Annotated in this window: 27 protein-coding genes and 1 pseudogene; 19 read left to right on the top strand and 9 right to left on the bottom strand. The window is 69.2% G+C overall.

Features of this window, described 5'->3' with window-relative positions; all coding sequences use genetic code 11:
• Positions 1-10: 10 nt before the first annotated feature.
• A complete protein-coding gene (locus MVF96_RS16545) occupies positions 11-1,507 on the top strand; it encodes a flavin-containing monooxygenase (protein ID WP_247452127.1) in 1,497 nt (498 codons plus the stop codon).
• 3 nt (positions 1,508-1,510) lie between these two features.
• Positions 1,511-2,758 (top strand): 7,8-didemethyl-8-hydroxy-5-deazariboflavin synthase CofG, encoded by a 1,248-nt coding sequence (gene cofG, locus MVF96_RS16540; protein WP_068970765.1) that lies wholly within the window; start codon positions 1,511-1,513, stop codon positions 2,756-2,758.
• Between the two features lie 30 nt (positions 2,759-2,788).
• On the opposite strand, the gene MVF96_RS16535 is transcribed toward cofG, so the two are convergent.
• Complete coding sequence (locus MVF96_RS16535; RefSeq protein ID WP_247449723.1) at positions 2,789-3,163, bottom strand: rhodanese-like domain-containing protein; 375 nt, start codon at positions 3,161-3,163, stop codon at positions 2,789-2,791.
• Positions 3,160-3,813: a cysteine dioxygenase gene (locus tag MVF96_RS16530; RefSeq protein WP_247449722.1), complete on the bottom strand. Its 654-nt coding sequence runs from the start codon at positions 3,811-3,813 to the stop codon at positions 3,160-3,162. Before MVF96_RS16530 ends, MVF96_RS16535 begins: the two co-directional genes overlap by 4 nt.
• 441 nt (positions 3,814-4,254) lie before the next feature.
• On the opposite strand from MVF96_RS16530, the gene fdxA reads away from it, so the two are divergent.
• Together fdxA and dapC are read left to right on the top strand one after the other, a co-directional pair.
• On the top strand, positions 4,255-4,584 hold the full coding sequence (fdxA, locus tag MVF96_RS16525; protein WP_058252527.1) for a ferredoxin: 330 nt from the start codon (positions 4,255-4,257) through the stop codon (positions 4,582-4,584).
• Positions 4,585-4,594: 10 nt separating this feature from the next.
• Positions 4,595-5,737: a succinyldiaminopimelate transaminase gene (gene dapC / locus MVF96_RS16520; RefSeq protein WP_247449720.1), complete on the top strand. Its 1,143-nt coding sequence runs from the start codon at positions 4,595-4,597 to the stop codon at positions 5,735-5,737.
• A gap of 12 nt (positions 5,738-5,749) precedes the next feature.
• Here dapC and MVF96_RS16515 read toward each other — a convergent pair whose 3' ends face one another.
• Positions 5,750-5,992: a DUF3072 domain-containing protein gene (locus MVF96_RS16515; protein WP_137809038.1), complete on the bottom strand. Its 243-nt coding sequence runs from the start codon at positions 5,990-5,992 to the stop codon at positions 5,750-5,752.
• A 48-nt stretch (positions 5,993-6,040) separates the two neighbouring features.
• Positions 6,041-7,006, bottom strand: a complete 966-nt coding sequence (gene dapD / locus MVF96_RS16510) for a 2,3,4,5-tetrahydropyridine-2,6-dicarboxylate N-succinyltransferase (protein ID WP_247449718.1) — start codon at positions 7,004-7,006, stop codon at positions 6,041-6,043.
• 178 nt (positions 7,007-7,184) lie between these two features.
• On the opposite strand from dapD, the gene MVF96_RS16505 reads away from it, so the two are divergent.
• The 10 genes from MVF96_RS16505 to MVF96_RS16460 all read left to right on the top strand — a co-directional run bounded on the left by MVF96_RS16505 (position 7,185) and on the right by MVF96_RS16460 (position 15,795).
• Positions 7,185-7,700: a DM13 domain-containing protein gene (locus MVF96_RS16505; protein ID WP_137809066.1), complete on the top strand. Its 516-nt coding sequence runs from the start codon at positions 7,185-7,187 to the stop codon at positions 7,698-7,700.
• A gap of 4 nt (positions 7,701-7,704) precedes the next feature.
• Positions 7,705-8,802, top strand: coding sequence for a succinyl-diaminopimelate desuccinylase (dapE, locus tag MVF96_RS16500; RefSeq protein ID WP_137809036.1), 1,098 nt, complete (start codon positions 7,705-7,707; stop codon positions 8,800-8,802).
• A gap of 46 nt (positions 8,803-8,848) precedes the next feature.
• Positions 8,849-9,628, top strand: coding sequence for an LOG family protein (locus MVF96_RS16495; protein ID WP_058252572.1), 780 nt, complete (start codon positions 8,849-8,851; stop codon positions 9,626-9,628).
• A 43-nt stretch (positions 9,629-9,671) separates the two neighbouring features.
• Positions 9,672-10,229 (top strand): LOG family protein, encoded by a 558-nt coding sequence (locus tag MVF96_RS16490; protein WP_137809034.1) that lies wholly within the window; start codon positions 9,672-9,674, stop codon positions 10,227-10,229.
• A gap of 55 nt (positions 10,230-10,284) precedes the next feature.
• On the top strand, positions 10,285-12,090 hold the full coding sequence (locus MVF96_RS16485; protein ID WP_205334086.1) for a long-chain-acyl-CoA synthetase: 1,806 nt from the start codon (positions 10,285-10,287) through the stop codon (positions 12,088-12,090).
• A gap of 71 nt (positions 12,091-12,161) precedes the next feature.
• Entirely contained in the window at positions 12,162-12,986 is an 825-nt protein-coding gene (folP, locus tag MVF96_RS16480; RefSeq protein ID WP_247452126.1) for a dihydropteroate synthase, read from the top strand.
• A complete protein-coding gene (locus MVF96_RS16475; RefSeq protein ID WP_247449717.1) occupies positions 12,983-14,011 on the top strand; it encodes a glucosyl-3-phosphoglycerate synthase in 1,029 nt (342 codons plus the stop codon). Before folP ends, MVF96_RS16475 begins: the two co-directional genes overlap by 4 nt.
• A gap of 138 nt (positions 14,012-14,149) precedes the next feature.
• Positions 14,150-14,548, top strand: a complete 399-nt coding sequence (locus MVF96_RS16470; protein WP_137809031.1) for a DivIVA domain-containing protein — start codon at positions 14,150-14,152, stop codon at positions 14,546-14,548.
• Positions 14,549-14,653: 105 nt separating this feature from the next.
• Entirely contained in the window at positions 14,654-14,821 is a 168-nt protein-coding gene (locus MVF96_RS16465) for a DUF3117 domain-containing protein (protein WP_004019232.1), read from the top strand.
• Positions 14,822-14,823: 2 nt separating this feature from the next.
• Positions 14,824-15,795: a putative RNA methyltransferase gene (locus tag MVF96_RS16460; protein ID WP_083207514.1), complete on the top strand. Its 972-nt coding sequence runs from the start codon at positions 14,824-14,826 to the stop codon at positions 15,793-15,795.
• On the opposite strand, the gene glgA is transcribed toward MVF96_RS16460, so the two are convergent.
• Entirely contained in the window at positions 15,774-16,940 is a 1,167-nt protein-coding gene (glgA, locus tag MVF96_RS16455; RefSeq protein WP_247449716.1) for a glycogen synthase, read from the bottom strand. The two genes, MVF96_RS16460 and glgA, sit on opposite strands and share 22 nt — an antisense overlap.
• A gap of 129 nt (positions 16,941-17,069) precedes the next feature.
• On the opposite strand from glgA, the gene glgC reads away from it, so the two are divergent.
• Complete coding sequence (gene glgC, locus MVF96_RS16450) at positions 17,070-18,284, top strand: glucose-1-phosphate adenylyltransferase (RefSeq protein WP_247449714.1); 1,215 nt, start codon at positions 17,070-17,072, stop codon at positions 18,282-18,284.
• Positions 18,285-18,352: 68 nt separating this feature from the next.
• On the opposite strand, the gene MVF96_RS16445 is transcribed toward glgC, so the two are convergent.
• Genes MVF96_RS16445 through cofD form a run of 3 tightly spaced genes read right to left on the bottom strand, consistent with a single transcriptional unit; the run spans position 18,353 to position 21,335 of the window.
• Positions 18,353-18,955 (bottom strand): NUDIX hydrolase, encoded by a 603-nt coding sequence (locus MVF96_RS16445; protein WP_247449713.1) that lies wholly within the window; start codon positions 18,953-18,955, stop codon positions 18,353-18,355.
• Positions 18,952-20,301 carry a coenzyme F420-0:L-glutamate ligase gene (locus MVF96_RS16440; protein ID WP_247449711.1) on the bottom strand — a complete coding sequence of 450 codons (1,350 nt, stop codon included), beginning with the start codon at positions 20,299-20,301 and terminating at the stop codon, positions 18,952-18,954. The genes MVF96_RS16445 and MVF96_RS16440 overlap by 4 nt, the downstream gene beginning before the upstream one ends.
• Entirely contained in the window at positions 20,298-21,335 is a 1,038-nt protein-coding gene (gene cofD / locus MVF96_RS16435; protein ID WP_247449709.1) for a 2-phospho-L-lactate transferase, read from the bottom strand. The genes MVF96_RS16440 and cofD overlap by 4 nt, the downstream gene beginning before the upstream one ends.
• A gap of 689 nt (positions 21,336-22,024) precedes the next feature.
• Between cofD and MVF96_RS16430 the strand changes: the two genes are divergently transcribed.
• Entirely contained in the window at positions 22,025-22,282 is a 258-nt protein-coding gene (locus MVF96_RS16430) for a WhiB family transcriptional regulator (RefSeq protein WP_171011557.1), read from the top strand.
• Positions 22,283-22,346: 64 nt separating this feature from the next.
• On the opposite strand, the gene MVF96_RS16425 is transcribed toward MVF96_RS16430, so the two are convergent.
• Positions 22,347-22,868 carry a metallopeptidase family protein gene (locus MVF96_RS16425; protein WP_058252540.1) on the bottom strand — a complete coding sequence of 174 codons (522 nt, stop codon included), beginning with the start codon at positions 22,866-22,868 and terminating at the stop codon, positions 22,347-22,349.
• Positions 22,869-23,010: 142 nt separating this feature from the next.
• Here MVF96_RS16425 and MVF96_RS16420 point away from each other — a divergent pair, with 142 nt between their 5' ends.
• The 3 genes and pseudogenes from MVF96_RS16420 (at position 23,011) to manA (ending at position 26,058) form a co-directional block, all read left to right on the top strand.
• The gene (locus MVF96_RS16420; protein WP_247449708.1) at positions 23,011-23,520 is read left to right on the top strand and encodes a DUF3499 domain-containing protein; all 510 of its coding nucleotides are present in this window, start codon (positions 23,011-23,013) and stop codon (positions 23,518-23,520) included.
• Between the two features lie 98 nt (positions 23,521-23,618).
• Positions 23,619-24,775, top strand: a pseudogene (locus MVF96_RS16415) (hypothetical protein).
• Positions 24,772-26,058, top strand: a complete 1,287-nt coding sequence (gene manA, locus MVF96_RS16410; RefSeq protein ID WP_247449707.1) for a mannose-6-phosphate isomerase, class I — start codon at positions 24,772-24,774, stop codon at positions 26,056-26,058. The pseudogene MVF96_RS16415 and the gene manA overlap by 4 nt, the downstream one beginning before the upstream one ends.
• Positions 26,059-26,060 lie beyond the last annotated feature (2 nt).

Below are 26,060 nucleotides of genomic sequence, written 5' to 3'. Positions count from 1 at the left end.
CGCCCTGACGATGGACGACGTGGATGTCGCCATCATCGGCGCGGGCTTCGCCGGGCTCGGGATGGCGACGCAGCTCGCGCGCCGCGGGCGGGAGTCCTTCGTCGTGCTCGAACGCGCCGACGGCGTGGGGGGCACGTGGCGCGACAACACCTATCCCGGCATCGCCTGCGACATCCCCGCCCATCTGTACTCGTTCTCGTTCCGGCCGCCGGCCGACTGGTCGGCGCGGTTCCCTCGTGGCGCCGAGATCCGCAGCTATCTCGAACAGATCGTCGTCGACGAACGACTCGCCGACCGCATCGAGCTCAATCGCGAACTCCGCGAAGCGGTCTGGGACGAGCAGGGGGCGCACTGGGTGATCACGGCGGCGGCGCCGGACGGCCGGGCCGTCACCTTCCGCGCTCGCTCGCTGGTGCTGGCGGTCGGACGGTTGTCGGAGGCGCGCATCCCCGACATCGACGGACTCGACACCTTCCCGGGACAGGTCGTCCACACGGCCGCCTGGCACGACGACGTCAACGTTGCGGGTGCGCGGGTCGGGGTCGTCGGAACCGGTGCGTCGGCGGTGCAGCTCATCCCGCATCTCGCCGACGCCGCGGACGATCTCGTCGTGTTCTGCCGCACGCCACCGTATGTCGTGCCGCGCGCGGACCGGCTCTACACCGACGACGAGCGGGCCGCCATGCTCGACCCCGTCGTCGCGGCGGAGGTGCGCGACCGACTGCTCACCGAAGCCGATGCGGCGTTCCGGCAGCGGCTCGGGTTGCATCCGGACATCGACGAGATCCGTTCCCGTGCGCGGGATCACCTCCACGGGCAGGTGGCCGATGCCGACCTCCGTGAACAGCTGACCCCCGACTACGAGATCGGTTGCAAGAGAATCCTGCTCAGCGACGACTTCTATCCGGCGCTACAACGCTCCAACGTGGTGTTCGAGTCGAGTGCTCTGACGTCGGTCGCCGAGACCAAGGCCACCGCGCACAGTGGTCACACCTACGATCTCGACGTCCTGGTGATGGCAACCGGTTTCGAATCCGCACGCCCGCCCGCCGCAGCGCGCATCACCGGTCGTGCCGGTCGGCGGCTGGCCGACCACTGGTCGGCGGGCATGACGTCCTATGCCTCGACCGTGGTCAGCGGATTCCCGAACATGTTCGTCCTCGACGGGCCCAACGCGGCGCTCGGCCACAACTCGGCGATCTACATGATCGAGACGCAACTCGACTACGTCATGGGCGCGCTGGAGTACATGGCCGGCAACGGGATCACGACGCTGGCGGTCTCGCCTGCCGCCGAAGACGAATACACGCGGGAGATCGACGCTCGCAGCGAGTCGACGGTGTGGCTGACCGGTTGTGAGAGTTGGTATGTCGACCCCGACAGCGGTCGCCTGACCCTGTTGTGGCCGGGCACTGCGGCGTCGTTCCGCGAACGCAACGGCACCTTCGACCCCGAACCGTACGAACCCCGTCCCGACGCCGGCACCGGAACACCTGAGGAGGGGTGAGGAATGACCGAGAAGTTGACCGTCCGCGCGGCCCTGGACGCCGCGCGCGACCGGGCGCCGATCGGTCTCGACGAGGCCGTGACGCTCCTGTCCTGCGCAGGAGACGACCTGGTCGAACTGCAATCGATCGCCGGGGCGCTCCGAGACGAGGGGCTGGCCGCGGTCGGCCGGTCCCGGCAGATCACCTACTCCCGCAAGGTGTTCATCCCGCTGACGCGCCTGTGCCGCGACCGGTGCCACTACTGCACCTTCGTCACGGTCCCCGGAAAACTCGCCCGCGCGGGGGAGGGGCTCTATCTGGAACTCGACGAGGTCGTCGACCTCGCGCGCCGCGGTGCCGAACTCGGCTGCAAGGAGGCGCTTTTCACGCTGGGTGACCGCCCCGAGGACAGGTGGCCGCAGGCCGGCGAATGGCTGGCCGAACGGGGTTACTCCTCGACGCTGGACTACGTTCGTGCCGCCGCGGTCGCCGTGTTGTCGGAGACAGGTCTGCTGCCGCACCTCAACCCCGGGGTGATGAGCCTCGAGGAACTGCTCCGTCTGCGCCCGGTCGCACCGTCGATGGGCATGATGCTGGAGACGACGTCGCGTCGCCTGTTCACCGAGAAAGGCCAGGCACACTACGGAAGTCCCGACAAGGACCCGCTGGTCCGCATGCAGGTGCTGCGTGACGCGGGCACCGCTCGTGTCCCGTTCACCACCGGGATTCTGGTCGGGATCGGCGAATCACTCACCGAGCGGGCCGAATCGCTGCTGGCTCTCGCGGATGTGCACGCCCGAGGCGGGCACATCCAGGAGGTGATCGTGCAGAACTTCCGGGCGAAGCCGGACACCGCGATGCGCTCCACCCCCGACGCGGAGATGACCGAGTTCCTCGCCGCCGTCGCGGTCGCCCGGGTCGTCCTCGGCCCACACATGCGGATCCAGGCGCCCCCGAACCTGGTGTCGCCCGCCGAATGTGCCGCGCTGATCGCCTCCGGCGTCGACGACTGGGGTGGGGTGTCGCCGCTGACTCCCGATCACGTCAACCCGGAACGCCCGTGGCCTCACCTCGACGCCCTGGCCGCCCGCACCGCGGAGTCGGATTTCGTTCTCACCGAACGCATCACCGCGCAGCCGCCGTATGTGCTGAACGGTGCCGACTGGATCGACCCGGCACTGACCCAGCACGTCGCCGCGCTCGCCGACCCGGTGACCGGCCTCGCCGTCGACACCCGCCCGGCCCCGCGTCCCTGGCCGGCGGTTGCCTGAGGGAAGCGCCTGTCGTCGGGTGCGTGGCAGTCAGCCGAGAACGGGTGCGAGCGCTTCGTATCCGCCGACGACGTCGGTGGCGCGGTGCAACCCGAGGTCCTGCAGGGCCGCGGCGGCCAGGCTCGACGTATAACCCTGGGAGCACAGGATGATCCAGCGGACGTCGTGGTCGACGGCCTGGTCGATGCGTGCGTCGCTCGCCGGGTCGCACCGCCATTCGAGGACATTCCGTTCGATGACGAGGGCTCCGGGTGCCTCGCCCTCCTCCGCGCGCTGCGCCGCGGGACGGATGTCGACCAGCACCGCCCCGCCGGCCAGCTCGGCGGGGACGTCCGCGGCCTCGACCCGCGCGATCCGCGACCGTGCGTCGGCGAGTACGTCGTCGATGGTGCGGGGAGCGCTCATTCGGGCTGGTCGGTGAGGACGGTCCGGTTGCGGCGCAGGTGGCCGCCCTCGGAGATGTCGTAGTACGACATCGCGGTCAGCGGCGGTGAGTAGGCGTGCACGCTGAGCGTCGGGGTCACCTGCGGGCTGGTCTCCGCACCGATCTCCGGGGCGGCGACGACCGGGTTCCGCACGACGTCGTGCACCCACCCGAGAGGGAAGGCGGCCTGGTCGCCGGCGTCGAGGATGCGCACCGCCAGATCGTCTCCCGTCCAGTGGTACTCGCGCAAGCTGCCCGACAACACCGTCAGGGCTCCGAGCGAACCGGCGTGGTCGTGGAGTTCGGTGGCCTCGCCCGGCGTCCAGCTGATCAGCCACACGTCGACGTCGTCGTCGGCGTGCAGGCGCGTCGACCAGCGATGACGTTCGTCCCAGACCTCCGGGAGCAGGTCGTCGTGGCGACCGTCGAGGACGTCTGCGACGCCCTGGTCGGTGATGCGGAGCAGGTCGGCGGGCCGGAGCCGCGTCGGCAGGTGACCAAGGGCGCGCGGGGCGGCGGTACCCGGACGCTCACGCAGCGGCGACGACGTCCGAGCACGATTCCGGGCGGAGGAAAGAGACGATATGGCGGACTGAGGCGCCCGTTCGGTGCGGGCGAGGGTGGAGGTCATGGCGAATCCTTGCGAGGGTCGAAGAGGATGTGGTGAGGCCGATCGGTTCAGCAACAGCACATCGACATCGACCGCGCGGTGGGTCGGTGCGGCACCCGGGCACACGCGCCCGCGGGTCGGTGTCCGGTGAGGACGGATTCGTCGACGACGATCATGCGCCCGACTCTGCACGCGGATCGTCGCGGCGTCGAGGTTTGGCGGCACGCTGAACGAAACCCGGAGCGGCATCTCGCGGTCGGTGATGTGATCCTCGTTACTCAAACCCGGATTCGGGCGCCGCTGGACGGGGGTCGATTTCGTCGCAGCGTCTCCCGGGGCGGATACTGTGGGGTGCGGTTCGACCAGCCCTCGGGCCGCACCGGCGCCGACGCCGGAGTGCCGTTCGACGCCGAACTGCGTTTCTCGTCGCGCCGACCCGGATCTTCCCTAGCGAAGGAGTGAGTGGTGACCTACATCATCGCGGAGCCTTGCGTCGACGTGTTGGACAAGGCTTGCGTGGAGGAGTGCCCCGTCGACTGCATCTACGAGGGTGGACGCATGCTCTACATCCAGCCGGATGAGTGCGTCGACTGTGGTGCGTGTGAGCCGGTGTGCCCGGTCGAGGCGATCTTCTACGAGGATGATGTTCCCGACGAATGGGAGCCCTACGTCAGCGCGAACGCCGACTTCTTCGACGACCTCGGCTCCCCGGGCGGCGCCAGCAAGGTCGGCAAGACCGAGGCCGATCCGGCGTTCATCAAGGGTCTCCCGCCGATGAACGAAGAGGACTGACCGCCTCCGCATGAGCAGTCCTGTCTCCCGTACGGCTGCGCCCCTGCGCGTCTCCTCGACCCGCGTCAGCGGGCGTCTGCCCGACTTCCCGTGGGACACGATCGCCGATGCGAAGGCGACGGCTCAGGCCCACGCCGACGGCATCGTCGACCTGTCGGTCGGGACGCCCGTCGACCCGGTGCCCGCACTCATCCGCGACGCACTCGCCGAGAACTCGGCGTTCCCGGGCTACCCGACGACGATCGGGACCCGCGAGTTGCGGGAGGCGGCCGCGGAGTCGCTGATCCGACGCCACGGGGTCACGTCGCTCGACGAGACGGGAATCCTGCCGGTCATCGGTACCAAGGAGGCGATCGCCGGCCTGGCCTCGACCTTCGGGCTCGGACCCGGCGACGACGTGGTCATCCCCGAGGTCGCCTACCCGACCTATGAGGTGAGCGCCCTGCTCGCCGGTGCGCGGGCGGTGCGGGCGGATTCGACCGTCGCGCTGGGACCGATGAACCCGGCGCTGATGTTCATCAACTCGCCGTCGAATCCGACCGGCAAGGTCCTCGGCCTCGATCATCTCCGCAAAGTCGTGGGATGGGCGCGCGAGCGGGGGACCGTCGTCGTGTCCGACGAGTGTTATCTCGGTCTGAGTTGGGAGGGCGAGCCGCTGTCGATCCTCGACCCGAGGGTCTGCGACGGCGACCACACCGGACTGCTCGCGGTCCACTCACTGTCCAAGATCTCGAACCTGGCGTCGTATCGCGCCGGATTCTTCGCCGGCGACACCGATCTGATCGCCGAATTGCTCGCAGTCCGCAAGCATGCCGGACTCATCGTGCCGTTCCCCGTCCAGGGAGCGATGACCGCCGCACTGGCCGACGACGCACACGTCGATGAGCAGCGCGAGCGCTATGCCGCGCGGCGTCGGCTGCTCAAAGCGGCTGTCGAGGGTGCGGGCTTCCGGGTCGACCACTCCGAGGCGGGCCTGTACCTCTGGGCCACCCGGGACGAACCGTGCCGGGAGACCGTCGCCTGGCTCGCCGACCGCGGAATCCTCTGTGCTCCAGGCGATTTCTACGGTCCGGCGGGTGAGCGCCACGTTCGTATGGCGCTCACCGCCACCGATGAGCGGATCAATGCGGCCGTCGCTCGTCTGACGGCCTGACACCGGCCCTGCTCAGCCGCGACCGCTCTTCTGTTGCAGGCGGTCGATCTCCTCGGACGCCTCGGCTTTCGTGAGGTCGGCCGAGAGGGTCTCGCCGGCCTCCCGTGCGAGGGTGTCGAGATAGCTCCGCTGCGCGCCGGTCATCGGCTCGTCGCCGGTCACCCAGTCGTCCGGGTCCTTCTCGGTGGAGTTTCCGGCGCCCGCGCCGAGGACGTCGTCGGTATCGTTCGTCGAACGATTGTTCGATGTGTTCATGTGCTCACCATACGTCGGGATGGGAGATCCGGCCAGTGAGCCAGGGCGTCAGTCGTTCTTGTGCAGCGCCTCGTTGAGGGCGATGCCGTCGCCCTTCCACGGCACGACCTCGACCGCGCCGGTCAGGCTGTTGCGACGGAACAGCAGGTTGGACTGGCCGGACAGGTCGCGCGCCTTGATCTGCGTGCCGTCGGGTCCGGTGACCTTGGTGCCGGCGGTGACATAGAGGCCGGCCTCGATGACGCAGTCGTCACCCAGCGGGATGCCGCAGCCGGAGTTCGCGCCGAGGAGGCAGCGCTTGCCCAGCGCGATGATCTCCTTGCCGCCGCCCGACAGGGTGCCCATCGTCGAGGCGCCGCCGCCGATGTCGGAGCCGTCGCCGACGACGACGCCCGCGGAGATGCGACCCTCCACCATCGACGACCCGAGGGTGCCGGCGTTGAAGTTGACGAAGCCCTCGTGCATCACGGTGGTGCCGGCCGCGAGGTGTGCACCTAGGCGGATGCGGTCGGCGTCGCCGATCCGTACGCCGCCCGGCACCACGTAGTCGACCATGCGCGGGAACTTGTCGATCGAGTAGACGGTGACCGGTCCGCGGGCGCGCAGCTTCGCCCGTACCGACTCGAAGTTGTCGACCGCACACGGGCCGTGATTGGTCCAGACCACGTTGGTGAGCATCCCGAAGATGCCCTCGAGGTTGGCGCCGTGCGGGGTGATGAGGCGATGCGACAGCAGGTGGAGTCGGAGGTAGACGTCGTAGGCGTCGATGGGGGCGGCGGTGATGTCGGCGATCCCGGTGCGGACCGCGACGGTCTTGACCCCGCGGGCCTCGTCAACGCCCACCAGCTCACGAAGGTGGGCCGGTGTCGACTCGTCGTCGAGGATCACGGTCTCCGCGGTCTCGACCCCGTCGAGTTCGGGTTCGGGGAACCAGACGTCGAGGACGACGCCGGGAGTCGAACCCCCGTCGATCACGGTCGCGATGCCAGTTGCGTGTGCGCCAGTAGATGTCACGACAGGTGAGTCTAGGTGATCGACCCCGGCGCCCCCGCCCCGCCACCGGTGCCCCGGCGTCATCCATTCGGCCCAAAGACCTGGTCACGCGCTGTGCGCCGCTCGTAGGGTCGCCAGCATGACCGGTCATCCGCCGCCACCTGTACCGCCCCGGCGCCGCCGACGCCGCTGGCCGTGGGTGGTGGGCGGGCTCGGCGTCGTGCTCGTGGCGGCGCTGGCGGTCGGTGCCGTCGTCTTCCAGCCGTGGCTAATCTTCGTCGACACCGAGGTCGACGACGCGATCCCGGTCGCGGTCACCCCCACGACGTCGGCGCCGGGGCAGCCGCCGCCCGCCGGGCCGGTGGTCATCTCGCGCGGCAGCCTGATCAGCCACGAGCACTCGACATCGGGAACGGTCTCGATCATCGAACAGCCCGACGGCTCACGCGTGCTGGCGATCGAGGACCTGGACACGACGACCGGGCCCGACGTCCACGTGTGGCTGTCGCAAGGGGACGTGCTCGAGGGGTTCGCCGGGTGGCGTACGGCCGCGGGCGTCCCGCACGTCGACCTCGGCATGATCAAGGGGAACAAGGGCAACCAGGTCTACGAGATCCCCGCCGACGTCGAGCTGGGCGACTATCCGTCGGTGTTCCTCTGGTGCGTGAAGTTCAGCGTCTCCTTCGGCGCCGCGGAGATGGGCTCACTACGGTGAGGGAGTGAGCACCGACCTCGACCTGACCGCCGACCCCGTCGAACTGACCGCCGCGCTCGTCGACATCGAGAGCGAGTCGCGCAACGAGTCGGCCATCGCCGACGCGGTCGAGGCCGCCCTGCGCGCGCAGACGAGCGGATTCGAGATCCTCCGCCATGGCAACCGTGTCCTCGCACGGACCGACCGGGGGCACGCCCAGCGCGTCATCCTCGCCGGGCACCTCGACACCGTGCCGGTCGCCGGCAACCTCCCGCACCGCCGCGAGACGGATTCGGAGGAGGGCGACGTGCTGCACGGATGCGGCACCGTCGACATGAAGTCCGGTGACGCGGTGTTCCTCCACCTCGCGGCGACGCTGCCGGAGCCGGCCTCGGATCTGACGCTGATCTTCTACGACTGCGAGGAGATTGCCGCGGAGTTCAACGGCCTGAACGACATCGAACGCGAACTCCCCGAGTGGCTCGCCGGTGACGTGGCGATCCTCGGCGAGCCGACCGCGGGGCTCATCGAAGCCGGATGCCAGGGGACGCTGCGGGTCCGGTTGTCGACGACGGGAACCCGAGCGCACTCGGCCCGGTCGTGGATGGGCGACAACGCCATTCACAAGCTCGGCGGTGTCCTGACCACGCTGGCGGGCTACGAGGCCCGTCGGGTCGACATCGACGGCTGCGAGTACCGCGAGGGTCTGTCGGCGGTCGCGGTCGGCGGCGGGGTGGCCGGCAACGTGATCCCCGACGCCGCGCACGTCGATGTCAACTTCCGCTTCGCCCCGGACCGTTCGATCGACCAGGCGCTCGACCACGTGCGCGAGGTGTTCGCCGCCGACCTGGCCGACGGCAGGATCGGGCTGGAGGTCACCGATTCCGCGGCCGGCGCCCTGCCGGGGCTGGGGCACCCGGCGGCCGCGGCGCTCGTGGCGGCCGCGGGCGGACGCTTCCGCGCGAAGTACGGCTGGACCGATGTGTCGCGGTTCTCGGCGCTGGGAATCCCCGCGGTGAACCTGGGCCCCGGCGATCCCAATCTCGCGCATCGCGTCGACGAACGGGTGCCGGTGGAGCAGATCCGCGCGGTGACCGACCTGCTGCGCACCTACCTGTCCTGACCTCGCAGGACCGGCGGAGTCGGACGGCGCTGCTAGCGTGACCGCCATGTCGACCACGCCCGAACCGGAACCCGTCGAAGACGGAACGAACCCCGACACCTGCTACGTCGGCCCGATCCGGATCCGGCGAGACCAGCGCGGCAAGACCACGGACCGCCGCCTGCTGGAATGGGTCGACCCGCGCGACGCCACGCGTCGTTCCGAACGGACCATGCGCGACTCCTGGCGGGTCCTGCGCATCCAGTCCGAGTTCGTCGCCGGGTTCGATGCGATGAGCGAGGTCGCCGAGGCCGTGACCGTCTTCGGCTCGGCGCGACTGCATCCGGAGTCGCCGGAATACGCGCTCGGTGTCCGCGTGGGCCGAGCGCTGGGCGAGGCCGGTTACGCGGTCATCACCGGTGGCGGACCCGGTGCGATGGAGGCTGCGAACCAGGGGGCCCATCAGGCCGGGGCGCAGTCGATCGGACTCAACATCGAGCTGCCCTTCGAGCAGGGTCTCAACCCTTGGGTCGATCTCGGCATGAACTTTCGATACTTCTTCGTGCGCAAGACGATGTTCGTGAAGTACGCGCAGGCGTTCGTTTGTCTCCCTGGCGGGATGGGCACCCTCGACGAACTCTTCGAGGCGCTGACCCTGGTGCAGACCAAGAAGGTGGTCCGGTTCCCGATCGTGCTGGTGGGCAGCGACTTCTGGGGCGGCCTGCTGGACTGGATGCGCGACGTCCTCGCCGCGCGCGGGATGATCTCGCCCGAGGATCTGGACCTGCTCACCGTCGTCGACGATCCCGACGACGTGGTCGCCGCGATCGAGGCCGCGACACCCTGAGGGTCGATATGACCTTCCCGGCAGACGATGGCACGATTGCCCGGTGAGTGCTGTCTGCGTCTATTGCGCCTCCGGTCCCGTCGACCAGCCCTACCTCGATCTCGCCGCCGAAGTGGGTCGGACGCTCGCCGAACAGGGGCATGTGGTCGTCTCCGGTGGCGGGAACATCTCCATGATGGGCGCGCTGGTCAACGCCGCTCGCGAGGCCGGTGGCCACACGGTCGGCATCATCCCGCGCGCACTGATGAAGCACGAGGTCGCCGACCTCGGATCGGGCGAACTCGTGGTCACCGAGACCATGCGCGAACGCAAACGCCTCATGGACGAGCGTGCCGACGGGTTCATCACCCTCCCGGGCGGGATCGGGACGCTCGAGGAGCTCTTCGAGACCTGGACCGGGGGCTACCTCGGGATGCACGACAAACCGGTCGTCCTGCTCGATCCTGTCGATTTCTACGCGCCGTTGCTCGACTGGCTGCGAGAGTTGTCGACAACCGGGTTCGTCGCCCGACGATCGCTCGACCGGCTGCTCGTCACGCGGTCGGTCGCCGACGCGGTGGAGTTGGCGACGGCACGGGAAGGCCTTGCTACCGGCCGGTAAGGTAGCGCCTGAGTGCGCGGGGCACTCGAAACGCCAGCGGGAGAGCGGAGGGCAGATGTCCCAAGGGGTCGAGCAGCAGGACAGTCGGCAGCAGAGTGTGAAGAAGACCGTCGGTATCCCCGACATCCTTCGCGGCGTGGTGAAGATGGCGCCACATGCGACCGGGATGATCAAGCACGCGCCGGGGCTCATCCGACGCCCACCGGAGGCCAAGCGGACCATCGGTTCGGTCTTCCAGAAGCACGCGGCCGAGCACCCCGACCGGCCGTTCGTCCGGTTCGAGGGCCGCACGACCACCTACGGCGAGGCCAACCGCCGCGTGAACCGTTACGCCGCAGCACTTTCCGCAGACGGCGTCGGCAAGGGCGACGTGGTGGCGCTGCTCTCCAAGAACTGCACGACCGACCTGCTGCTGATGCTCGCCACCGTCAAACTCGGCGCGATCGCCGGGATGCTGAACTACAACCAGCGCGGTGAGGTGCTCGAGCACAGCGTCGGCCTCCTCGAGGCCAAGGTCCTCATCCACGATCCCGAGTGCGCGGAGGCCTTCGAGTCGATCCCGGAATCGGTCCTGCCCGAACACGTCTACGATTTCGCCGCGTTCGACGCCGCGGCCGAGGGACTCTCGGAAGCCGATCCCGAGGTCACCGAGCAGCTGCCCGCATCGACCAAGGCGTTCTACATCTTCACCTCCGGCACCACGGGGATGCCGAAGGCCAGCGTGATGAGCCACAACCGGTGGCTGGCGAGCCTGTCCGGCATCGGCGGTCTCGCGGTGCGGTTGCGCCACAGCGACACCATGTACGTCCCGCTGCCGCTCTACCACAACAACGCGCTGTCGGTGTCACTGTCCTCGGTCCTCGCCTCGGGTGCGTGCATCGCCATCGGACGCTCGTTCTCGGCGTCGAAGTTCTGGGACGACGTGATCCTCAACCGTGCGACGGCGTTCTGCTACATCGGCGAGCTCTGCCGCTACCTCCTCGCGCAGCCCGAGAAGCCCACGGATCGCCAGCATTCCGTGCACACCGTGGTCGGCAACGGTATGCGCCCGGACATCTGGGACGAGTTCCGCGAGCGTTTCGGGGTCGACCGCGTCGTCGAGTTCTACGGGGCCAGCGAACTCAACCTCGCATTCGTCAACGCGTTCAGCGTCGACAAGACCGCCGGCTTCTGCCCGCTCCCGTACAAGATCGTGGAATACGACGAGGAGGGTAACCCCAAGCGCGGCGACGACGGCCGGCTCGTGAAGGTCGGCCGGGGCGGTACCGGCCTGCTGCTCGCCCAGATCAGTGACCGGGTGCCCGTCGACGGCTACACCGACTCCGAGGAGACCGAGAAGAAGATCATCCGCGACGCCTTCAAGGACGGTGACTCCTACTTCAACTCCGGTGACCTGGTCCGCGATCAGGGGTTCGCGCACATCGCCTTCGTCGACCGGCTCGGCGACACCTTCCGCTGGAAGGGCGAGAACGTCGCCACGACCCAGGTCGAGGGGGCGGTCGACTCCTATCAGGCCGTCGCCCAGTCGGTGGCGTACGGCGTCGAGGTCCCCGGCACCGACGGTCGCGCCGGGATGATCGCGATCAAGCTGCGCGAGGGCGCCGACCTCGACCCGGGCGCGTTCGCCCGCCATCTCTACGACGCGCTGCCGTCGTACGCGGTGCCGCTGTTCGTTCGGATCGTCGACGATTTCGAGCAGACCTCGACCTTCAAGAACCGCAAGGTCGAGCTGCGCAAGGAGGGGTACACCGACGCCGAGGCCGAACGGCTCTACGTGTTGCTCGGCAAGGAGAAGGGCTACACCGAGTTCTACGACGACTACCCCGACGACGTCGCCGCCGCCAAGGTGCCCAAGGGGTGAGTTCCGACCCGGAAACGTCGGCATCGGACACGCTGTGCGGGCGGCGGGTGCCGACCGACCGCGCGTTGGTGATGGCGATCGTCAACCGCACCCCTGATTCGTTCTACGACCGAGGTGCGAGCTTCGACGACGCCGCCGCCCAGGCGCACGTCGACCGGGTCGTCGCCGAGGGTGCCGACATCATCGACGTCGGTGGGGTCAAGGCCGGACCCGGACGCGAGGTCGACGCCGCGACCGAGGCCGCCCGGGTCGTCGGCATGATCGCCTGGATCCGTGACCGGCATCCGGACGTGCTGATCAGCGTCGACACCTGGCGCAGCGAGGTCGCCGACCAGGCCTGCGCCGCCGGCGCGGATCTCATCAACGACACCTGGGCGGGATTCGACCCCGACGTCGTCGACGTCGCCGCCGAACGCGGGGCCGGGATCGTCTGCTCGCACACGGGTGGCGCGCGGGTGCGGACCCGGCCGCACCGCGTCGCATACGGGGATTCGGTCGACGCGGTGGTGGCCGACGTGATCCGGGAGGTGACCTCCGCGGCCGACCGGGCGCTCGCTGCCGGGGTGCGTCGAGACTCGATCGTTATCGATCCGACGCACGATTTCGGCAAGAACACTCACCACGGGCTGGCTCTGTTACGCGGCGTGAAAGATCTTGTAAACACGGGCTGGCCGGTCCTGATGGCGCTGAGCAACAAGGATTTCGTAGGGGAGACTCTGGGTACAGACCTAACGCACCGATTGGAAGGGACTCTGGCCGCGACAAGTCTGGCCGCCGCCCAAGGCGCCCGGATCTTCCGCGTCCACGAAGTCGCTGCCACTCGTCGCGTGGTCGGCATGGTCGCTGCCATCGCGGCAGCGAAACCACCCGCCCGAACAGTCAGGGGACTCGCATGACCAAGCAGCAGAAGCGACGTAAGCCCAGCACCGTCAGCCGGGACAAGGCCGCCATGTGGCCGACGGTCGCCCAGGCCCCGGGGACCGAGCAGCGCTGGTCGGCAACCCACACCTGGGAGCAGCCGGACTGGACGATCGACGACCTCGTCGACGCGAAGAACGGCCGGACCATCTCGGTGGTGCTGCCCGCGCTGAACGAGGAAGAGACCGTCGCTGACGTCATCGCCACGATCATGCCGCTGTACGGCACCCTGGTCGACGAGATCATCGTGCTGGACTCCGGTTCCACCGATGCCACCGCCGAGCGCGCGCTCGCCGCCGGTGCGCAGGTGATCTCCCGCGAGGAGGCAGTACCCGAGCTGGACCCGGTCAAGGGCAAGGGCGAGGTGCTGTGGCGTTCGGTCGCCGTGGCGACCGGCGACATCATCGCATTCGTCGACTCCGATCTCATCGACCCGGACCCGATGTTCGTGCCCAAGATGCTCGGTCCGCTCCTGCTGAACCCCGAGATCCAGCTGGTCAAGGGCTACTACAGGCGCCCGCTGCGCACGGGCGGTACGCACGACGCGAACGGTGGCGGACGCGTGACCGAGCTCGTGGCACGCCCCCTCCTGGCATCCCAGAAGCCGGATCTCACCGCGGTCCTCCAGCCACTCGGCGGCGAGTACGCCGGCACCCGCGAGTTGCTCTCGTCGGTTCCGTTCGCGCCGGGCTACGGGGTCGAGATCGGCCTTCTCATCGACACCTATGACCGGTACGGCCTGGCCGGGATCGGTCAGGTCAACCTCGGGGTCCGAACCCATCGCAACCGCCCGCTGGTGGAATTGGGGGTCATGAGCCGCCAGATCGTCGGAACCCTGATGCGCCGCTGCGGCATCGAGGACTCGGGCGTCGGGCTCACCCAGTTCACCGCCGAACCCGACGGCTCCTTCACGCCGCACACCACCGAGGTCTATCTCGAGGATCGTCCGCCGATGAACACCGTGCGCGCCCTGGCTCCCAAGGCCGAGGAGATGGCCTCCTAGGCGGCTCCGGACCTGATGGGCCAGACCTGATGAACCCGGCCCCGACCCGGCGACGCCGCCCGCCCTGACGCGGGTGGCCGTCGCCGGGTCGGTGCTGTGCCGGGCCGTCGTCCGGGCGCTTCTGCCAGGATGGAACGCATGCAGACGCTGCTGCTGTACCTGCTGATCATGGGACTCGTCGTCGCGATCGTGTTCGCTGTCGTCTGGTTCGTGTTCGGACGCGGAGAAGATCTGCCGCCGGTCGAGCCCGACACCACGCTCACCCGGTTGCCGTCGGTGGGCATCACCGGCGAGGACGTGCGTGCGTTGCGCTTCGCCCAGACCCCGCGTGGTTACAAGCAGGCCGAAGTCGACTGGGCGCTGGCACGTCTCGCGCGTGAGGTCGACGACCTGCGGTCGGTGATCACGCGTCTGCGCGAACGGGAGTCGGTGCCCGGGGCGGAAGCGGTCGGATCGGCGGACGATCCGGACGTCGACGTCGCCGGGAACGGCGGCGTGGACGCCGGGCGGTCCGGCCCGCCGAGCACCCCCCAGTAGGGGCCGTACGTCGAGACCGCGCGGCGCGCGTGTCGCGCACTGACAATCGTGTGCGACCCGGGCACGTATCATGTTCGGAGCAGGGACCTTGAAGGGAGCTTGAGAATGGCGGCAATGAAGCCACGTACTGGGGACGGCCCCCTCGAAGCGGCCAAAGAAGGGCGTGGAATCGTTGTCCGGATTCCGATCGAAGGTGGAGGTCGACTGGTCGTCGAGCTGACCGCCGACGAAGCAGCCGCGCTGGGCGAGGAACTCCGCGGGGTAACCGGCTGAACATGCCCCACGAGGGCAGTTCCCATGAGGCCCGGGCGGACCCACCGACTCCGCACCGGGCGCATGGCCTCACTTCGGTACTCGAGATCCTGCGCTGCCCGGTGTGTACCGGGCGCCTATCGGGGGACGGCGCGTCGCTGCGCTGTCCGCAGGCGCATTCTTTCGACCTCGCCCGTCAGGGCTATGTCTCACTGCTCGACGGCCGGTCCGGCGCGCTGCGCGCCGACACCGCAGCCATGGTGGCCGCCCGAGCCCGCGTGCACGACTCCGGTTTCCTGCTCCCCGTGGTCGATTTCGTCGCCGGCCGCGCGGCCGAGGTCACGGGTGGACACGACCGGCCGGTGATCCTCGACGCGGGGGCCGGTGGCGGACACTATCTTCGCGCCGCGGTCGAGGCGAGTGGGGTGCCCGGCGGTGACGGACGGTCCTCGGCCGCCGGAATCGGCCTGGACCTCTCGAAGTACTGCGCGCGGGCCATGGCGCGGGGACCCCGGCCCCTCGCTGCCGTCGTCGCCGACGTCTGGCGCGGACTGCCCGTCGTCGATGACGCTGTCGCGGTGGTGCTCTCGGTGTTCGCGCCGCGCAACGCGAGCGAGTTCGCCCGCGTACTGGCCCCTGATGGCGCACTGATCATCGTGAGTCCGGGGCCCGATCACCTCGGCGAACTCATCGAGCCGATGGCGATGCTGCGTGTCGACGAGGCCAAATCCGAGCGCCTCCGTGCCTCGCTCGACGCGGGCTTCGAATTGGTCGACGAGTCACCTGTCCGGTACTCCGCAGACGTCGACGCGCAGACCGTGGGGGATCTGGTCGCCATGGGCCCGTCGGCATTTCACTCCGACGAGGCCGACATCCGCTCGCGGGCCGCGGCCTTCGCCGGGGACGGTCGGGTGCGGGTTACGGTGTCGGTCGTGGTGACCACGTGTCGGCCCGCCCGCGGACGCTCACCCGCTCAACGCCGTACGGACTCGTAGACACCCAGCGTCTGTTCGGCGATCGACGCCCAGGAGAACTCGGCTTCGGCGCGTTCGCGGCCGGCCACCCCCATCGCCGACGCCGCCGCCGCATCCGAGGCCACCGCGTTCACCGTGTCGGCGAGATCGTGTTCGAAGCTCGCCGGATCGACGGGGTCGTACCGCACGAGGCGGCCGGTGACGTTGTCGCGCACCACCTCGGGAATGCCGCCGACCGCCGAAGCCACCACCGCGGTACCGCAGGCCATCGCCTCGAGGTTGACGATGCCCAGCGGTTCGTACACCGATGGGCACACGAAGACCGTTGCCGCGGTCAAGATCTCGCGGATGCGGGGGAGTGGGAGCATCTCGCGCACCCAGTGGACGCCGGGACGCGAGGCGGAGAGTTCGCCCACCGCGCTCTCGATCTCGGCGCCGATCTCCGGCGTGTCGGGGGCACCAGCACAGAGGACGAGCTGGATGTCCGGATCGAACCGGTGCGCCGCGGCCACCAGATGTGCGACGCCCTTCTGCCGGGTGATCCGGCCGACGAACGCCGCGATCGGGCGATCCGGGTCGAGCCCGAGTGCGGTCGGCGTCGAGTCGGGTCCGAACGGATCGTCGACCGGGAACCATTGAGATGTGTCGATCCCGTTGCGCACCACCTGGACACGCTCAGGGTCCAGACGCGGGTAGGTGTCACAGATCTCGGTGCGCATCCCCGAGCTCACCGCGATCACCGCGTCGGCGTACTCCACCGCGTTGCGTTCCACCCAGCTCGACACCCGGTACCCGCCGCCGAGTTGCTCGGCCTTCCACGGGCGCGACGGTTCGAGCGAGTGGGCGGTCAGCACGTGCGGCACGTCGTAGAGCTGCCCCGCCAGGTGCCCGGCAAGTCCGGTGTACCAGGTGTGGGAGTGCACGACGTCGGCGCCGGACGCACCCACCACCATCCGCAGATCGGCCGACAACGTGGTGATCGCCGCATTCGCCCCGGCCAACCCCGGATCGGGGGTGTACACCGCGGCGGTCTCCCGCTCGGCGCCCATGCAGTGCACGTCGACGGTGATGAGATCGCGCAGATACCGGACCAATTCGGTGACGTGGACCCCGGCGCCGCCGTAGACCTCAGGTGGATATTCCCGTGTCATCATCGCCACCCGCATGGTCTCGACGCTAGTGCCATCGCGCGCAGATCGCCATCGGTGCTGCCAAACCCCGGTCGCGGCCGACGCTGCGCATACTGACCGCCCGGTCATCTGGCCGACGGCTTCGATCGCGGTTAAGTTGGGGGAGTGAGATCTGAGCCGCACGTCCTCGGCATCGTCCTCGCAGGCGGCGAAGGCAAGCGTCTGTACCCGCTGACGATGGACCGCGCCAAACCTGCGGTGCCCTTCGGCGGTGCCTACCGACTCATCGACTTCGTGCTGTCGAACCTGGTCAATGCCGGTTACGAGCGCATTTGCGTGCTGACACAGTACAAATCGCATTCGCTGGACCGGCACATCTCGCAGACCTGGTGGACGTCGGGATTCCACGGCGAGTACATCACCCCGGTGCCGGCCCAGCAGCGACTCGGACCACGCTGGTACACCGGCAGTGCCGATGCGATCTTCCAGTCGATGAACCTCATCACCGACGAACGACCCGAGTACATCGTCGTCTTCGGAGCCGATCACGTGTACCGGATGGACCCGTCGCAGATGGTGGCCGCGCACATCGAATCCGGCGCCGACGTCACGGTGGCCGGGATCCGCGTGCCCCGAGCGGAGGCGGTGGCCTTCGGCTGCATCGACTCCGACGAGGGCGGGAAGATCACCCGCTTCCTGGAGAAGCCGGCCGATCCGCCCGGCACGCCGGACGATCCCGACGTGACGTTCGCGTCGATGGGCAACTACGTGTTCACCACCGAGGCGCTGGTCGACGCGCTGCGCGCCGACGCCGCCGACTCGGACTCCGACCACGACATGGGCGGTGACATCATCCCGGCCTTCGTGCGCCGGGACACCGCCTTCGTCTACGACTTCAAGGACAACCAGGTACCCGGTGCCACCGAACGCGACACCGGTTACTGGCGCGACGTCGGAACCCTGGATGCGTTCTACGAGGCGCACATGGACCTGGTGTCGGTCCACCCGATCTTCAACCTCTACAACGGCCGCTGGCCCATCCGCGGCGAGACCCACAACCTGCCGCCCGCCAAGTTCGTCCAGGGCGGGGTCGCGGAGGACTCCGTGGTCGGTTCCGGATGCATCATCTCCGCCGGCACGGTGCGCAACTCCGTGCTGTCGTCGAACGTCATCGTCGAGGACGGCGCGGTGGTCGAGGGCAGCGTGCTGATGCCCGGCGTGCGCGTCGGCAAGGGCGCGGTGGTCCGCAAGGCCATCCTCGACAAGAACGTCGTGGTCGGTGACGGCGAGCAGCTCGGTGTCGATCTCGAGGCCGACCGCGAACGGTTCTCGGTGAGCGCCGGCGGTGTGGTCACCGTCGGCAAGAACATCCAGGTCTGACGACCGCCCTTCGTGGCTCGCTTCGCTCGCACCTCAGGGAACAAAGAGGGGCTCGCTTCGCTCGCACCTCAGGGAGCGGGGGTTGGCCCGTCGCGTAGGGCCGCGTCGATGAGCGTCGCGATGTCGTCTCCGGCGTCGTCCGGAAGCGCGTCGACCGGCCACCAGCGGAGGTCCACGGACTCGTCACTGCATACGACGCGGGGGAGTTCACCGTCGTGCGTCGGGGCGGCGACCACCCGGTAGCGGACGTCGAGGTGGCGGGTGGGGACTCCCAAGGAGCAGGTGATCGGGTGGGTGTGGAGGTGCACCATCCCGTCACCGGCGAGGTTGGGGTCGGGGGTGTCGAGCACGAGTTCGGGCATGCCCGACTCTTCTCGCGCCTCGCGTAGCGCCGCGCCGGCGAGGGAATCGTCGGAGGGTTCGCAGTGACCGCCGAGCTGTATCCACTTCCCGACGCGGGGGTGCAGGGTCAGCAGAACGTGTCGGCGCGTCGCGTCGAAGACGATCGCCGAACCCGTCAGATGTCCTGGTGTGCAGGCCCGAAGACACCCGTCCGGGGACGCGGCGAGGAACGCGAGATATGCGTGACGCAGGGAGTCCTGGGCGGGATCGGGTGTCTCCCACCGTGTCAGGGCCTCGACGGCGGAGGCGTGCAGCGACTCGGCGGTCACAGTTCGACGACCCACTCCGCGGTGGGGGCGGGGTCGCGCAACCCGGCCGGTTCGAGCGGATGTCCGATGGCGACGGCCCCCAGCGGTTCCCAACTCGGATCCAGATCGAGGACGCGGCGCACCGTCGGCGCGGCGAAGATGGTCGACCCGACCCAGCAGCTGCCGATGTCGCGGATTGCCAGCGCGGTGAGCAGGGTCGCGACCGCCCCGCCCGCGGCCACGGTGAACATCGTGTGCTCGGCGGCGTTGCGACGATCATCGGGGTAGTCGTGGGCGCCCTCGGGTACGAGGAACGGGATCACCAGTTCCGGGGCGTCGTAGAGGATCTGCCCGCGTCGAAGTCGCTTCTCGATGGATTCGGCTGTCTTGGAGTCCGATTCGAGGTCGGTGCGCCAGTCGCGCGTCATCGCGTCGAGCAGTTCGCGGCGTCGCGAGGCGGAACGCAGCCACACGAAGCGGACCGGATGTGTGTGGTGGGGTGCCGGGGCGGTGAGCGCCTCGGCGAGGGCGTCGCGCATCTCCGCGGGGTCGACGGGCCGGTCGGCGAAGGTGCGCACCGAACGCCGGGTGCGGATGGCCTCTCGGCGGCCCTGTGCGATCGCCTCTTCGGTCCCGAGACGGAACAGGTCCTCGTCGTAGGGACGGATGAGGTCGGCGGCGGTGGTGCCGTCGTCGGCCGGAGCGAATCCGCGGACGACGGCGACCGGGACGGCGGCGAGCTTGCCCTTGACGAGGTCTGCCGCGGCGGCGAGTTCGTCGGCCACCGCTATCTCGGTGACGATCAACGGATTCCCGTAGTCGTCGACGCCGCCCTCGTAGGGATGGGTCACGGCGATGCCGGCCGCGCCGATGGCGACGTCGGTCTGTCCGGTCCGCCAGGCCCGACCCATCGTGTCGGTGATGATCACCGCGACGTCGAGCCCGGCGGCGTCGGCTATGGCACGCCGCAGAGACGCCGCACTGCGGTCGGGGTTCTCCGGGAGGAGCGCGAGCTGGTCGCTGCGCACATTGGAGCCGTCGATCCCGGCCGCGGCCTGCACCAGGCCGAGGCGGTTCTCGGTGATCAGGGTCCGGTTCTTGCGGGCCAGGACGCGCACCGATTCGGCGTCGACGAGGCGACGACGCAGTGCGTCCCGCTCCTCGGGGTCGCTGGGCGCGTCGACCATCCGCCCTTCCGCCTTGGAGATGATCTTGCTGGTGACCACCAGCACGTCGCCGGACTCGAGCCAGGGTGCGGCGCCGAGGATCTCGCCCGCGACGTCGGAATCGGTGGTGAACTCGGGCAGGCCGGTCACCGGCCGGATCTCGAGATGTCCCGGTGCACGGTGGTCGGGGCGAGCGGTCACCGCACGCCCTTGTTCGTGTCGGGCAGCGGTACGTCGACGAGCGCGCAGGCCGCACGCACCATCTGCGCGGTGGCCGCGGGGTCGGTCATGAGCAGCGGTGCGGCGCCGACGGCGATGCCGTCGACAGCGGCGTGGTCGCCGTCGGCGATGAGCCAACCGTCGAGAATCCCGTTGCCGCTGCGGGCGCCGTAGTGTCCGGCGATCCCCTGTGCCGAGGACTCGACCTCGATCACGGACAGGCATTCGTCGGCCATGCCGCGCAGGGGACGGTTGTCGATGACCGGTGAGATCCCGACGACCGGCGCCTTGGTCTGGCGCAGCGCGCTGCGCATCCCGGGAACACTGACGATGGCGCCGATGCTCACGACCGGGTTCGACGGCGCGAGGAGGATGACATCGGCGTCGGCGATCGCGTCGAGGACGCCGGGTGCCGGCGCCGTGTCGTCCGAACCGACCTGCGCGAAGCCGAAGGTGGGGATCTGCGCGCGATGGCGTACCCACCATTCCTGGAAGTGGATCGCGACCCGTTCGCCGTCCTCGCCGTCGGGTTTGGCGACCACGACGTGGGTTTCGTGACGATCGTCGGTGACGGGCAGGAGCCGTACCCCGGGGACCCAGCGCCGGCACAGGGCGGCCGTGACGTCGGACAGCCGGTACCCGGCGTCGAGCATCTGGGTCCGGATGAGGTGGGTCGCGAGATCGCGATCGCCGAGTCCGAACCAATCCGGGTCGGCCCCGTAGGCGGCGAGTTCCTCTTTCGCGCGCCAGGATTCGTCGCGCCGACCCCACCCGCGTTCGGGATCGATCCCGCCCCCGAGGGTGTACATACAGGTGTCGAGGTCGGGGCAGATGCGGACGCCGTGCATCCAGGCGTCGTCGCCCACGTTCACGATGGCGGTGATCTCGTGCTCGGTCGCCGGGGCGCCGGACGCGTCGTCCTGGGGGGCCGGGAACGCCGTCGGGCCGAACAATTCGCGCAGACCGAGGAGGAATCGTGCCCCTCCGACGCCCCCGACGAGTACGGTCACCTTCACAGCAGGTACTCCTTCACACCGCCACTGTAGTGCGCGGTGCGAGTCGGCGGTCAGGCGCTGTCGGTGCGGTGCGGATGGTTTCGACCCGTGCCGGGTTCGGTGTGACATTCACGTCGGGTTGAGGTCAATGTCGTGTCGAGTCACAGGGTTGTCGGATCCTGGTGGTAAACAGAGAATCTTTGACTTCAACTTGACCGGGACCGCCTTGGGCGTGTGTAATCACATCAGTGTCATTCCGAGTTTGAGATCGAGAACCTTCGGATCGAAAACCGCTGGACTTCAACGGATTCGATCGTATGTTCGAACTCGGGAGAGGGTCGGTTCCGGCACTTCGCGGGCCGTCGCTCGGGCGCTGTGTACGTCTGATGTGGGTGTTTCCACATCCGTAGTACAAGTGGTGTGGCAACAGTGGTGGGTGCGGCACACAGGCCGTGTTCGCAGAGGACGCAGAAACTACCAACATCCCGAGCTAGGAGGCGCCGACGATGGCTTTGGAAAACCCGATCGGCAATCCGCTTGAACCACAGAACCGCCCGCAATTCACCGCCGAATTCAACACCCTTGGCCCCGTTGATGATTCGATGATCGGCGGCACTGCCGCCGCGTCGGCCATCGGCATCGGGACCGACTTCGGGTCGCCGCACGGGCCCGTCGCCGACGACGCCGACCCGGGTCGTCGTCATCTTTCGTTGGTGCCCAACGACTTCGACGATCTCTTCGACGCCGTCGAAGAGCAGTGGCAGGACCGTGCCCTGTGTGCGCAGACCGACCCCGAGGCGTTCTTCCCGGAAAAGGGTGGGTCGACACGTGAGGCCAAGCGGATCTGCCAGGGCTGCGAGGTCAAGTCCGAATGCCTCGAGTACGCACTGCACAACGACGAACGCTTCGGTATCTGGGGCGGCCTGTCGGAGCGGGAGCGCCGGCGTCTCAAGCGCGGCATCATCTGACCGGCGTCACCATCTGACCGGACGGCTCGCGACGGAGTCGTCCCCACCGATCATCGACCGCGGATCACTCTGGTCCGCGGTCGATCGTGTCTTCGTCGACGCCCAGATGCGTCGCCACCTGTTGCACGAGTACCTCGTGGATCAGATCCAGCAACTCGGTGCCCTTCTTGGCCCGGGACTCCAGTGGCCGGCGGAACAGGATGATCTGCGCCCGCGTCGGTGCGCCGTTCACATCCATCCCGGCCGGGATCAGCCGTGCGAGCGGCACCGCACCGTCGGCGGTCACCTCGTCGGGCCACTCGACCGTCTCGGGGTCACGGGGCAGGAGCCGGGGGATCTCGTCGACGGCGATGTCGAGTCCGGCGATCTGGTCATGCCACTGCGCGTCGATCTCGGCGAACGCCTCCAGGGCGACCGCGTCGAATTCATCGGACCGGCTGTTGTGGGCGGGCACGCCCTGTGGCAGCAACGGCGAGCGCAGTCCCCGTCCGCGACGATCGCGGTGACGACCCGTCCGCCGACGACCGCGGCGCGCCTCCGGCAGGCCGGAGGAGCCACGTGGAGTCGGCTTCGGGTCGATACGCATGGCGAGAGTGTAGGAGGTCGGACGAGTCCGTGTCTCCTCCGGTCGCTGCGTGTCTGCTCCGGCGGTCCGGGTCTTCGCCGGGCGCCCGCCCGGTGAGCGTGTCGCCGACGCGGTTGCGAGCGACGAGGGCTAATCTCGTCACGTGAAGCTTCCCCGACTGTGCTGCCGACCCGGCTGCGCCCGATCCGCGGTGGCTACCCTGACCTTCGTCTATGCCGAGTCGACCGCGGTGATCGGTCCGCTCGCGACGTCGCAGGAGCCGCACTCGTGGGACCTGTGCGACGATCACGCCCGCCGGATCACCGTCCCGCGCGGCTGGGAGATGCTGCGCAGCGAGCGGGGATTCTCCGCGCCGCCGGCCGAGGATCAAGAGCTGACCGCGCTCGCCGAGGCGGTTCGGGAAGCCGGAGCCGTCGCCGGCGGTGGACGCCCGCGGTACGTCGACCGCAGTCCGATCGACGCCCTCGATGCCTTCGAGGACACCGCGTTCGTCGAGGCCCATCGCGATGCCGTGGACGACCGTCGGACGGGTCGGCACCGCGCCGGCCCGGTCGATGCGCCCGCCCCGACCGCCGGGGCGTCGCGTCACCAGACCCGGCCGCGCCCGGGGCGCCGCGGACACCTGCGGGTACTGCCGGACCCGGTCGACTGACCGGTCACCACCGCGCGGGGGGCGTGGACCCCGAAGGCATCGCCGCAACTGTGCCGAGTACGTGCGCGCCGACTCCGCGACCTGGCTACCCTGGTGACATGCGAACCGGTTCCCCCGACCTCGACGACGCCGAGGAGCTGATCTCGGCCGATGTCGACGGTTTGCTGAGAGCGGTCGCGCTCGCCGGCGCACAGGTGCGCGCCGTCGCCGAAGCGGTACGCGAAGGCGTGCTCGCCCCGCTCGCGGACCTGCGTCCCCGTAGCGTCATCGTGGTCCACGGTTCCAGCGGCGTCTCCCATCGGGCGACCGACTTCGCGGTGGCCACGCTCGGTGCGCGGGTGGACGTCCCGGTGGTCAGCGGTCCGGTGTTGCCCGGGTGGATCGGCCCGCTCGACGTCGTGATCGTCGCCGGCGACGACGCCGGGGACATGGCGCTCGCCGACGCCGCCGCGCGGGCGTTACGCCGGCGGGCCGAGGTCGTGGTGGTCGCACCCGTGGCCGGGCCTCTTCGAGATGCGCTGGGCGGCAACGGGATCAACCTCGCGCCGCGGTTCGACATCGAACCCGCTTCCGCTTCGTGGGGTTCGCCGCCGCGCTGCTCGCGGTGTTCGGTGCGCTGACCCAGGTCCGGTTCACCGGGAGCGTGCCCGCACTCGACGACCTCGCCGACGCACTCGACGACGAGGCCTCGACCGGACACCCGGCCCGCGACGCCTTCCACAATCGCGCCAAATCGCTGGCGCTGCGCGTCCAGGGCCGCCCCACCGTCTGGACGGCGGACAGCCCGGCCGGCGCGGCCATCGCCCGGCATGCGGTCGCCGGGCTCGTCGGACTCTCCGGGATCGTCAGCGCCGCAGCCGAACTCACGGATGTGTCGCGAATGGTGCAGTTGCTCGGGTCGCGTTCGGATGTCGCGCCGAGTGCGGACTCGATCTTCTACGATCCCGACTTCGACGGACCGCCGGCAGCTCCCGCGCCGCGCGTCCAGGTCGTCTCGACCGGGCGGCGGGAATGGTTCACGCGTCAGCGGATCACCGGTCTCGGAGAGGTCGATCTCCTCGTCGGAATCGATCGTGCGCAAGAGACTTCGGCCGCCGGGGGCGCGGACGGCCGCGAGTGGGAGGACCGGCGTCCGGCGCCGGGTGAGGATCCGGTGGCCGACGGCCCGGGGGATGTACTGGATTTCCTGATCGTGGCACTACGGGTCGAGATGGCGGCGGTGTACCTCCGCCTGGTTGGGAACGCGTTGCAATGAGGATCATCGACGGAGTGGTGCGGCCATACGCCTGGGGGTCGCGGACCGCGATCGCGTCCATGCAGGGTAGGTCCGTGCCATCGGCGCACCCGGAGGCGGAGCTGTGGTTCGGGTCCCATCCCGCGGGTTCGGCTCGGTGCGTCGATGTCGCCGGGATCGAGCAGGATCTCGTCGATGTGATCGACGCGGATCCGATCGGCACGCTCGGCGCGGCAAGCACGGCGGCTTTCGGCGAGCGTCTGCCGTTCCTCCTGAAGGTGCTCGCCGCCGAGGAACCGCTGTCCCTGCAGGCACATCCGTCCGCCGAACAGGCCCGGGCAGGATTCGAACGCGAGAACGCCCGCGGTGTCGCGCTCGAAGCCCGCGACCGCAACTACCGCGATCCATGGCACAAGCCCGAACTGATCGTCGCGACGACACCGTTCGACGCCCTGGCCGGCTTCCGTCGACCGGAGGACACCATCCGGTTGCTCCGCGCACTGCAGGTCAGTGAGCTCGACCCCTATCTGGGGATGCTCGCGGGGCAGCCGGACTCGGAGGGGCTGCGGGCGCTCTTCACGACGTGGCTGACGCTGCCCGAGTCGCTGCTCCGTCAGCTGGTCCCGGCGGTACTCGCCGGCGCGGTCACCGTGCTGAGCACGGGTGAGACGGAGTTCGTCGCCGAACTGCGGACGGTGTGTGAACTCGGGGAGGCCTACCCGAACGATCCCGGAGTCCTGGCATCGTTGCTGCTCAACAATATTCACCTCGAACCCGGGCAGGGTCTCTATCTGTCCGCAGGTAACCTGCACGCCTACCTCCGCGGTACGGGTGTGGAGATCATGGCGAACTCCGACAATGTGCTGCGGGGCGGACTGACGCCCAAACACATCGACGTTCCCGAGTTGTTGCGCGTCCTCGACTTCACCCCGGTCGATGTCTCGGACCTGACCCCGCAGATCCGGACCGTCGGCGCCGAGCGCGTGTACCTCACCCCCGCTCCCGAATTCCGGCTGTCGCGTGTCGAACTCGACGGGACGGGCCTCCACCACGCCTCGTCGATCTGCTTCGACATGCCGGGCCCGCAGATCCTCGCCGTGCTCAGCGGCGCGGTGGAGGTCCGACCGGCGGGTGGGAATCCGCTCACCGTGACGGCCGGACGGGCGGTGTGGATCACCGACGACGACCCGGACGTCATCGTCCGCGCGGCGTCGGCTCGTGCGGTCTTCTACCGCGCGCTGGTGCCGGCCGCGGTCTCGGCGCAACCCGACCTGACCTCATCGGTGGCGTCCGCGTCCGAATGATG

The sequence above is a fragment of the Gordonia hongkongensis genome (assembly GCF_023078355.1).
Classification (GTDB): Bacteria; Actinomycetota; Actinomycetes; order Mycobacteriales; family Mycobacteriaceae; genus Gordonia; species Gordonia hongkongensis.
The sequence above is the reverse complement of the archived record's forward strand: the minus strand, read 5'-3'. Positions and strand labels throughout refer to the sequence as shown.